Consider the following 10,228-nt stretch of genomic DNA (forward strand, 5'->3'; position numbering starts at 1 on the left):
GACGACCCCGTCAACTCGATGATGCGCCGCGCGATGTCGAGCATCGACAGTTCATGCGGATTGCCGAGGTTCACCGGACCGGTGACGTCGTCGGGCGTGTTCATCAGGCGAATGAAGGCGTCGACCATATCGTCGACATAACAGAACGAGCGCGTCTGCGAGCCTTCTCCATACACGGTGATCGGCTGGCCGGACAGCGCCTGCATCATGAAGTTGGAGATCACGCGGCCATCGGCGGGATGCATGCGCGGACCATAGGTGTTGAAAATGCGCGCGATCCTGATCGAGAGTCCATGCTGGCGCCGGTAATCCATGAACAGCGTTTCGGCGCAGCGCTTGCCCTCGTCATAACAGGAGCGCGGACCGATGGGATTCACGTTGCCCCAATAGGCTTCCTCCTGCGGATGAACGTGGGCATCGCCATACACTTCGCTCGTCGATGCCTGGAAGATCTTCGCGTGGACGCGCTTCGCCAAGCCTAGCATGTTGATGGCGCCGTGCACGCTGGTCTTGGTCGTCTGCACCGGATCATGCTGATAGTGAATGGGCGACGCGGGACACGCGAGGTTATAGATCTCGTCCACTTCCACATACAGCGGGAACGTGACGTCGTGGCGCATCAGTTCGAAGTTCGCGCTGTCCAGCAGGTGCGCAATGTTGTCCTTCGTGCCGGTGTAGAAGTTATCCACGCACAGCACGTCATGGCCTTGTGCAAGCAGACGCTCGCACAGGTGCGAGCCGAGAAAGCCCGCACCGCCCGTCACCAGAACCCGCTTTCTATAGGCTTCTTTCATGTCGCCATTCCTTCAAGAATGAATTTCAGCTGCACACGTGGAGCAGGGTTTCGTCCCAATCATGGGCGAAGCGCGCGATATGGAACCTTTCGAGCGCAGTGCGGCGCGCGCCTTCGCCGAGACGTCGCGCTTCGGCGGGGTCGCGCAGCAGGCGTTGCATGGCATCGATCAGCGCGAGCGGATTCGTATCGACATAACCGTTTTCGCCATTGCGAATCACGGCCGCGAGTTCGGTCGTGGCCAGCCCGATGATCGGCATGCCGATGGTCATCGCCTCGACGATCGCCAGGCCCAGGCTGGTCCAGCGGATCGGGTTGAAGAAGAAGCGATAGCGCGCGACGAACGCGGCAAGCTCCATGTTGCCGATCTCGCCGATGCCGCCCGCAGACTGCGCGTCCATGCCGACGAGATCGAGCGGCACGCGCTCGGCCGCTTGCGTGAAGACATCGTTGCCGAGCCGCCTGCCGCGCTGCCGCAGGTGATTGATGACGGCGATGCCGCGCTCCAGGTCGCCGCTGTAGCGCACGCCTTCGGGCACGATCACGCCGTGCTCGATGACGCGTGTCTGCGTGTCGCCGTTGTCCCACATGAGACGGTTGAAGTGCGTGACGTGCACGAGCAGCGTGTCGCGATCCTGGACCCAGTGCTTTTGTTCAAAACCATTCTCTTGCGGCGGATCGTGTTCGATATACACGCGTGGCAAGCGCCGCTGCGCATCGCTCAGCAGGTTGATGCGGTCGTCATCCCACTGCTGTTTGTGCTGGAACAGGATGACGTCGAAGGGCTGCGACTGCACCTCGCTGGCCGGAATCTCATGCACGTTCGCGCCGAACGGCAGCGCGCCCGCGGTGCCCGCATATCCGGGTGGATAACCGGGGCGCGTGACAAGGTAAAAGTCGTGCGGCGTCTGGCTCAGGTAGTAGAGATAGTTGCCATGCACGTGCCATGTCAGCACGCGCAAGCGCCGGGAGCTAGTCATGGGCATGGATCAGCGTCTCCTTGCGGAAGGTCGTTTCGAGTTGCGCGCGGGCGGCATCGAGCACGGCGGGCACGCCGATGTTGGTCGCGCATTCGTGTTCATAAGGGCACACGCGGAACGCGCACGGACGGCATGCGGGCCAGTCGGCCAGCACGCGATGTCGTGCGTGATCGGTGGGCGCCCAGCGGTGCGTGTCGCTGCCTGACGCGATTACCACGCTTGGCGTGCGCATGGCGGCTGCGACGTGAGACAGCCCGGTGTCATTGCACACGATCAGCCGCGCCCGGCCGACGAGCGCCGCCAGTCCGCCGAGCGAGGTCGCGCCGGCGAGATCGATGGCGTTCGGTCCTCCGTTCTGCGCCACATGTTCGGTGAGCGCGGCTTCGCCCCGGCTGCCCGTGACAGCGATGCGCCATCCCGCGCGAGCAAGCTCACGCGCGACCTCGCCAAAGCGTTCGACGGGCCAGCGCCGCGACGGCAGCTGCGCGCCCGGATGCACCAGCACGAGGCGGCTGCAATCGATCGCACAGGCTTCGATGAGCGCGGCGCATTCGCGTTCGTCATCCGCCGTGAGCGGAATCTCGAGCGAGATATCGCTTGCATCGATATCGAGGCGCTGCAGCAGCGCCGCATAACGCGCCGATTCGGGCAGTTCGTCGGGCCATGGCATGAACACGCCTGCCCGCATGCCTTCGTCGGGTTTGAGGAAGCCCGCGTTCAGCCGTGCACCGAAGCCTTCGACGATATCGTTCGCCACGCCGCCGCTGCCGTGCAGTTGAATCGCCAGATCGAAGCGGCGCTCGCGCATGGCTTGCTGGAAGGCGGGCAGATGCGCGTCGGTTTCTTCCTGTTCCGGAAAGCCCACCGCGCCCGGAAACACGATCAGTTCATCGAGCAGATGCGCATAACGGCTGACGAAGCTGCGGGCCCACGGCAAGCCGATCAGCGCGATATGCGCATGCGGATGAGCACGCCGCAGCGCTCGCAGCGCGGGCACGGCGCACAGCATGTCGCCGAGTTGCAGCGCGCGAAAGATGACGATGCGTTGCACCGGTCCGGCATTCATAGGAACAGCACCTTGAAGCGGAGCGCGCCGCGGATGCGCCAGTAGATTGACAGAGTCGGAATGATGGCCGAGGTCCACAGCATCTCCGCGATATGCGCGGGCGTATGGGCGGTGCGTTTGAGCCGCTGCGCGCCGAACCCTAGCGTGAGTGCGGCCCAGACAAGAAGCGCCGTGACCGCGACACGAGGCGCACCGGCAGTGAACGAAAGCAGCGCAGTCGCCAGCGCCGCAAGCATCGCGTAATACAGCAGCGGCGGGCCCCGGCGAATGCGCGCGCGAAAGAGATCTGGATACTTCTTGAACAACAGCGCGTCGAACTGGCTCTTCTTCTGCTGCGAGATGCATACGCCCCAGCGCGCGGGGCGCACCGGATGCAGCACGGTCGCATCTTCCGCACGCGCGATCGTCAGTCCCGCCTGCATCAGCGCGAACTGCAGATCCGAATCCTCGCGCCACGCGGCGGTATAGCGTGCATCGAAACCGCCGGTGCGCTCCAGCGCCGCACGGGTCGCGAAGGCGTTGGCCGTGGCGAACTCGGCCGTGGCGAGTCCGGCTGCGTCGCATTCGTAATCGGTCGGGCGCGGTCCCAGCGGCACGACGATACGGCCGGACACCGCGTCCGCGCCAGCGTCGAGTGCGCGGAGGCCATTCGCGAGCCAATGCGGATCAGGAATGGTGTCATCGTCGGTGAAGGCGATGCGCCGTGCAAGCGACGCCTGCCAGCCCGCGTTGCGCGCGCCCGCCGGTCCCTGGGTCGCCGTGACGGGCACATAGCGAATGCGTAGACCCCGTGGCGCCTGCTCATGCGCCAGACGTTGCACGCAGGTTTGCGTGGCATCGTCCGGGCCGTCGTCGCATACGATGATTTCGTAACGCGCCGCATCGTAGTGCTGCGCGGCGAGCGCGCGTACGCAGCGTTCGAGCATTGCGGGACGACGGTAGGTCGGCACGACCACGGATACCTCGGGGATGAAGTCCCCACGGTGCGCGGCGTATGCATCGCTTGCAGCGGCAGTGCCGTCGTGATCGAACAGACCGGTGCAGGTGCTCATGCGCGCAACCCCGGCTTCTCGACCAGGAACGGACCAATCACCAGCGCATCCAGCGGCGAGGTCCAGAACGATTCGAGCGCGTCGCGCGGGGAGTTCACCATCGGCTCGCCGCGCGTGTTGAACGACGTGTTGACCAGCACCGGCACGCCCGTGCGCGCCTTGAAGGCCGCGAGCAGGTCATAGTAGAGCGCATGCTGCGAGCGATTGACGGTCTGCACGCGCGCGGTGCCGTCGATATGCGTCACCGCCGGAATACGGTCCTTCATGTCCTCGCGCACGTCGAAGATGAACAGCATGTAGGGCGCGACGCGCGCATCGACGAACCAGTCGGCGGCATGTTCTTCCATCACGACCGGCGCAACCGGCCGGAAGTCCTCGCGGTCCTTGATCTCGTTCAGGCGGGCCTGCATCGATGCATCGATGGGCGAGGCCAAGATGGAGCGCGCACCGAGCGCACGCGGCCCGAACTCGGTGCGCCCCTGATACCAGCCGATCACGCGGTTTTGCGCGAGCAGGTCGGCGGTTTCGGCGGCAATGTCATCGAGCCTGCGATACGGCGCACGCGTCCACTTCAAAAAGGTTTCGATGTCATCGTCGGCGAAGGATGGACCGAGATACGCATGATTCATGCGCCACTTGCGGCAGGGTTCGCCCGCGATGCTCCGCTCGCGCCAGTCGGTCCACAACGCGGCGCCGAGCGCCGTGCCGGCGTCGCCCGCCGCGGGCTGCACCCATACATCGGCAAACGGGCCGCGATCGCGCAGGCGCGCATTCATCACGCAATTGAGCGCGACGCCGCCGGCCATCGTCAGATGAGACAGACCGGTCTTCGCGTGCAGCCACTTCGCAAGTTCGAGTGCGGTTTCTTCCAGCACGACCTGCAACGAGTGCGCGACGTCGTAGTGATGCTGCGTGAGCGGGCCACCGCGTTCGCGTGCCGGTCCGAAGCGTTCGACGAGACGCGGCGCATCCACCGTATAGCTTCCGTCGTGCCGATACTTGACGATCTCGCGGAACTGATCCGCATGTACGGGCTTGCCGAACGATGCCAGGGCCATCACCTTGTACTCGTCCGAGGAGTGCAGGAAGCCCAGATAGTTCGTTACCGCTTCATACAGCAGGCCCAGCGAGTGAGGCAGTTCCACCTGCTTCAGTCGGCGATATTCGCCATCGACGAACTGCCCGAGGCTCGTCGTCACGCCTTCGCCGCGGCCGTCCATCGTGAGCACGGCGCAGTCGTCGAAGGGGGCGGCGAGGAATGCGCTCGCTTCATGGCAGAGATGGTGATCCACGTTGTGCCAGGTGTAACGCGGCACGCGTCCGCCGCTGGCGAAGCGCTTGCGCAGATGATGCGGCGCGCCGTCGCGCAGCTGTCCCTGCGCATTGACGATGTAGCTCAGGAACAGCGGATCCCACGGCGACTCGGATGGATTGGACAGCGGTTGTTCCGATGACATCATCGGCAGCGTGATGCTGGCCTTCGCGTCCTTGGGCATGCCGGAGAACAGATGCGGATCGTATGAATAGGCGACGTGATCCACGTCGGCCAGTTCAATGCCCGCTTCCTTCAGGCAATAGTCGATGGCATCGAAGGGAAGCTGCCACGTCGAGAACGGCACGGGCCGCTTGGCGTGCTTCACATGCGTGAAGCGTTCGTCTTCGGCAGCGGCGATGACCACGCCATCCTTGATGAGCGCGGCCGCGCTGTCGTGATAAACGGCGTTGATACCCAGTGTGTACATGACTAGAAAACCTGTGTGGTCGTGTTGATGGGTGGAAGTTCGGTTTCGAGGAGAGCCAGCGCGGCATCGACGACGTCTTGCACTGGTACGCCCAGCAGGCAGGCGTGATGGCCTTCAGGACACACGCTGCGGTAACACCAGCGGCACGGCACGTCGTGATACAGAACGCGGTGCGGCGTCTGCCAGGGCATGTGCTGCGGATTGGTGAGCGCGTAGAGATCCACGACAGGCGTGCCGAGCGCCGAAGCGAGATGCACCGGACCGCTGTTGTTCGAGATCAGCACGCGCGCACGGCGGATAAGCGCGCCCAGTTCGCCGAGCGACACCGCGCCCGAGAGGTCGATGGCGTGCGGACTGGCGCCGCGTGCTTCGCGACAGAGCGGGCTTTCGCTTGCCGATCCGGTGACGAACACCGGCAGGTCCAATTGTTCGCCGAGACACGCGATCACTTGCGCAAAGCGCTCAACGGGATAACGGCGCGACTCTGCCGTGGCGCCCGGATGCACGACGATGAACGGCGCATCCTCATCCACGCCGCGTGCTTGCAGCTTCTGCGCGAGCGAAGCGACATCTGCGGGTCGTTCGTTGAAACGCATGCGGGTATCGTCCGCGCGTGCGCCCACCTGCGCGACCAGCGCAAGCTGCCGTTCCACTTCATGACGCGTGCCGAGTTGCGGCTCGCTTTCCGTGACCCAGTCGGTCAACAGGCCATAGGGGTTCTCGCGGCAATGCGCGAGCCGCAACGGGATGCCGGCGAGATGACACAGCATGGCCGCCGGCAGCGGGTTCTGGCTATAGACGCTGAAGATCACGGCCGCATCGAAATGCGCGTCGGCGAGACGCGCGCGCATGGCCAGGTCAGCGAGCGGGTCGATGGGCGCATCCTGCTTGACCCAGGGCGCGTCGTATTCGATCACGTCGTCGATGGCATCGATGAACGGCGCCGCCGCCTTGCCCGAACGCGAAGCGAGCAAGGTCAGATGCCGGCCTGGCTGCGCGTTGCGCAACGCATGCAGCGCGGGCGTGGTCATCAGCACGTCGCCCAGATTGTCCAGCCGGATGCAGAGAATGCGCTTCACGTCCGCGCCCCATTCGCGCGGAGCGTTCGCCGCGCTCTTGCGGGCGTGCGCTGCGATCACCGGCGTCATGGACACCGGCTGTTCCGTGTCGCGCTTCATGCTGGGCACTCCGCGTTCGCGATCGCCAGCGCGGCTTCATGCATGTCGCGCACCACGATGTCCGGTTCACGCCTTTCGCCGCGCAGCCATTCGGTTTCATTGCCGTTGTCGATCAACACACAGCGGCAGCCCGCGCGATGCCCGGCTTCTATATCATCGAGTATGTCGCCGATGAACCAGCTGCGCGCCAGATCGATGCGATGCTCGCGCGCGGCCCGCATGAGGAGGCCGGGCGCGGGCTTGCGGCAGTCGCATTGCATCGTGTATTCGGGCACCACGCCTTGCGGATGATGCGGACACCAGTAGACGCCCGCGAACGCCGCGCCTGCTTCGGCGGCAAGTGCTCTAAGGCGAGCTTCCATTGGATCGAGTGCTTCGCGGCTGAACTTGCCGAGCGCCACGCCGCTCTGGTTGCTGATGATGAATAGCGGCAAGTCGAGCGACGCGAACAGGCGCAGTGCGTCGAACGCGCCGGGCGCCAGCCGCATCCGTTCCGGGTCCACGTTCCACGGTATGTCGTGTAGCAGCGTGCCGTCCTTGTCGATGAAGACGGCGGGTTTCGCGGGCGACGTCATCGGGCGGCCCTGCTCATCTGGAGCGCCGTGGCGGTCTGGGTATCTTCGCCGCTGACGCGTGCATAGACCCGCGCAAGCGCCTGCGCCACGCTCGACCACGTGAACATGGCATGGGCGCGTGCCAGGCCGGCATCGCCCATCCTGCGGGCCAGCGCCAGGTTGCGTTTCAAGTTGACCAGTGCTTCCGCGAGCGCGTCCGGATGCCTCGGCGGCACCAGCAAGCCGGTCTCTCCATGCGCGACGGAATAGCGAATGCCGCCCACGTCCGCGCCGATCACCGGCGTGCCGCACGCCATGGCTTCCAGCGGCGTGATGCCGAAGGGCTCGTACCAGGGCGTCGTCACGAAGACATCGGCGGCGTTATAGAAGTGCTTCAGCTCGCCGCGTCCATGACGGCCCACGAAGTGCACATGCGATTCGACGCCGCATTCCCGCGCGATGCCACGCAGCCTGCCGATCTCTGGCGTGGCGCCCTCGTTCGGTTCATCGGAATTACCGCCCGCTATATAGAGTTCTGCTGCTTCGCCGTGCGTGGCATGGCAGGCGCCCATGGCGCGCACCACGTTATCGATGCCCTTGCGCGGCACCAGCCGTCCCAGTTGCAACACGATGAAGCGATCCTGCGGCCAGCCCAGCCGTGTGCGTGCCTGCGCCTTGTCGAGCGGATGAAACTCCGTACGGTCGAAGCCGCACGGCACGAGATCGATGCGCGCGGGATCGGCGTCATAGAGATGCACCAGATCGTTCTCGTCCTGCGGACATTCGGCAATGACGGAATCGGAACGGCTGACCAGTTCGTCTTCGATGGCGAAGCGCGCATCGGGAAAGCCGTCCGATTCGCCCTGATGCAGCCGCCGCACGCGCCCGAGCGCATGGAACGTGGTGACCAGCGGCACGCCGAGCGCATCCTTGATGCGCAATCCGACCAGACCCGACATGAAGAAGTTTGCATGCACGACGGCATAGGTCTGTCGTTCTTGCTTCATGAACTCGATCATGAAGCTTGCGAAGGCGTCCATGTGCGGTAGAAGCTGCTCTTTGGGCAACTGCACCGGCGGCCCTGCCGGAACGTTTATCACGCGGATGTTTTCGAAGCGCGAGACAAGCGGCAACAACGAACGATCGCAACGTGTGAACACATCGACATCGTGACCGAGGCGAACAAGTTGCCGCGCGACGTTGCCGACATAGATGTTCTGACCGCCGCTATCGACTCCACCTGCCACGGCCAGTGGCGAAGCATGTTCACTGATCAACGCGATCTTCACGGAAATCCCCTTTTCACAAGATCCCTCTCCGCATGGGCGCGGTGCGTCGTCGCGTGGATCAGTCGATAGCTTTCAGCATTCGCTATGCCACTCGTTGCGAACGTACGGAGGACTATGAAACGATCTGCGGTTTGCATGGAGACGAACCGAATATCGTTGGGTGCGTTGCGCCGCGAGCGCGTTTTTACGAATTGCGTGTAAAACGGAATGCGCGGCGGGATGAAGCTCGAGCGGCATGGCGCAGGTCATCGTCGCGGACGATGCGGCGCATTTCCTGGACTCGTGAAGGGATGACGCGGCGTCTTGCGACGGCCCACGCGAAGCCGCGAAGAAGTTCAGGGAGACCGCGCGATAGCGATGCTTCCGCGCGCAAGGTGCGAAGCGCATCGCGCGTTGTCAAGATCGCTTCGCGTGGGGGCAGGCGCATCCATGCGACCCAGGCTGCGTTGCGCGCCAGGAGCTTGCGCCGCTGGGTGCTGTCGCGAAGCGGGGAGGGATGATGATGGAGGATGAGTTCATCGGCATAGACGATCTCGTGGCCCGCGCTCAGCACATCCAGCGACACGAGCGTTTCCTCGCCGCCGATGAACAGTCTCGGCTCGTATCCGCCCGTCTGCCGGAATACGCTGGTGCGGAACACGCAAGCGCCCGCCATGAAGCCGATCAGCGCGGGCCCCGGCAAGCCATCGTGCGGCAAGGGGCTGGCGCGCATGCGTTCGCAGGTTTCGTCGGTCGCGCCGTGCTCGCCCACCACCACGCGCGCATTCAGCACGCCGACGCGCGGCGCCGCATCGAGTATGTCGACGGCACGTGAGAGCGATCCGGCGTGCCACCAGGTGTCGTCATCGCAGAAGGCAACGTATTCGGTCTGCACGCGTGCTACGCCGAGATTGCGTCCCGCCGCGCCAAGGTTGCCCGGCGCGACGACGAGTTCGACTTTCGGAAATTCCGCCACGATGCGTTCAGCGGTGCCATCACAGGAAGCGTTATCGACCGCTACGATGTGGATGCAATCAGGCAACGCGGTAAGTCTTGCGAGCGTGTCGAGCACCTGATCGGCACGGTTGTAGGTCAGCACGACCACGGTGAGACGTGTGACCGCGGAATCGGCAAGCATTGCAGGTTCACGCATCGCGATGCTTCGTCCGCAAGGTCCAGAAGCGTTCGGGTGCGAGCACGTCGTCATAGCCGTGCGGACCGAACGCTCTCAACTGACTCGCATAACATTGCACGGCGCGCTGCTTCGCTTCCATATGGCCAGGCAGGCCCGCCACATCGATGGTTTCGAGCCAGGGCGTGGCTCCTATTCCGTCGCTTTGGAGGGCTGCCAGACGTTGCTGCACGAGCCCGTCCATGCGCCGGTACAGGCCATCTTCATACGCGATGCAGGGCCGCGACGCATCGGCCATGCAGGCGGCGAGGGCGGCGCGGTGCACGAGTTCATGATCGGAGTGGAACAGGCCTGCTGGGATCAAGACGGCGTCATGGTGACCCGCGTGGATCACGTCGGCGAGCGCGTCAGCGATGGCTTCCATCGTTTGCGATCCGTCCTCCGCGTATTGCGAATCGAGGAA

At 64.4% G+C, this 10,228-nt stretch carries 9 protein-coding genes and 1 pseudogene; all 10 read right to left on the minus strand.

All coding sequences use genetic code 11. From position 1 onward, the window contains the following. The coding region (locus QCE88_RS41565; protein ID WP_309911854.1) for an SDR family oxidoreductase at positions 1–794 on the minus strand (794 nt) is incomplete at its 3' end. 25 nt (positions 795–819) lie between these two features. Then, positions 820–1,779 (minus strand): glycosyltransferase family 4 protein, encoded by a 960-nt coding sequence (locus QCE88_RS41570; RefSeq protein ID WP_309911857.1) that lies wholly within the window; start codon positions 1,777–1,779, stop codon positions 820–822. Further along, positions 1,766–2,839, minus strand: coding sequence for a glycosyltransferase family 9 protein (locus QCE88_RS41575; RefSeq protein WP_309911858.1), 1,074 nt, complete (start codon positions 2,837–2,839; stop codon positions 1,766–1,768). The genes QCE88_RS41570 and QCE88_RS41575 overlap by 14 nt, the downstream gene beginning before the upstream one ends. Next, positions 2,836–3,891 (minus strand): glycosyltransferase family A protein, encoded by a 1,056-nt coding sequence (locus QCE88_RS41580; protein ID WP_309911860.1) that lies wholly within the window; start codon positions 3,889–3,891, stop codon positions 2,836–2,838. The genes QCE88_RS41575 and QCE88_RS41580 overlap by 4 nt, the downstream gene beginning before the upstream one ends. After that, positions 3,888–5,633: a carbamoyltransferase C-terminal domain-containing protein gene (locus QCE88_RS41585; protein ID WP_309911862.1), complete on the minus strand. Its 1,746-nt coding sequence runs from the start codon at positions 5,631–5,633 to the stop codon at positions 3,888–3,890. The genes QCE88_RS41580 and QCE88_RS41585 overlap by 4 nt, the downstream gene beginning before the upstream one ends. Before the next feature lie 2 nt (positions 5,634–5,635). Then, positions 5,636–6,811, minus strand: coding sequence for a glycosyltransferase family 9 protein (locus tag QCE88_RS41590; RefSeq protein WP_409018340.1), 1,176 nt, complete (start codon positions 6,809–6,811; stop codon positions 5,636–5,638). Next, positions 6,808–7,386 (minus strand): HAD-IIIA family hydrolase, encoded by a 579-nt coding sequence (locus QCE88_RS41595; RefSeq protein ID WP_309911863.1) that lies wholly within the window; start codon positions 7,384–7,386, stop codon positions 6,808–6,810. The genes QCE88_RS41590 and QCE88_RS41595 overlap by 4 nt, the downstream gene beginning before the upstream one ends. After that, on the minus strand, positions 7,383–8,654 hold the full coding sequence (locus QCE88_RS41600) for a glycosyltransferase family 1 protein (RefSeq protein WP_309911864.1): 1,272 nt from the start codon (positions 8,652–8,654) through the stop codon (positions 7,383–7,385). Before QCE88_RS41600 ends, QCE88_RS41595 begins: the two co-directional genes overlap by 4 nt. A 184-nt stretch (positions 8,655–8,838) precedes the next feature. Next, a complete protein-coding gene (locus tag QCE88_RS41605) occupies positions 8,839–9,786 on the minus strand; it encodes a glycosyltransferase (protein WP_309911865.1) in 948 nt (315 codons plus the stop codon). Next, positions 9,779–10,228 (minus strand): annotated as a pseudogene (locus QCE88_RS41610) (PIG-L family deacetylase); the annotation flags it as partial. The pseudogene QCE88_RS41610 and the gene QCE88_RS41605, both read right to left, overlap by 8 nt.

The organism is Caballeronia sp. LZ035 (assembly GCF_031451175.1).
In the GTDB taxonomy this organism is placed as follows: Bacteria; Pseudomonadota; Gammaproteobacteria; order Burkholderiales; family Burkholderiaceae; genus Caballeronia.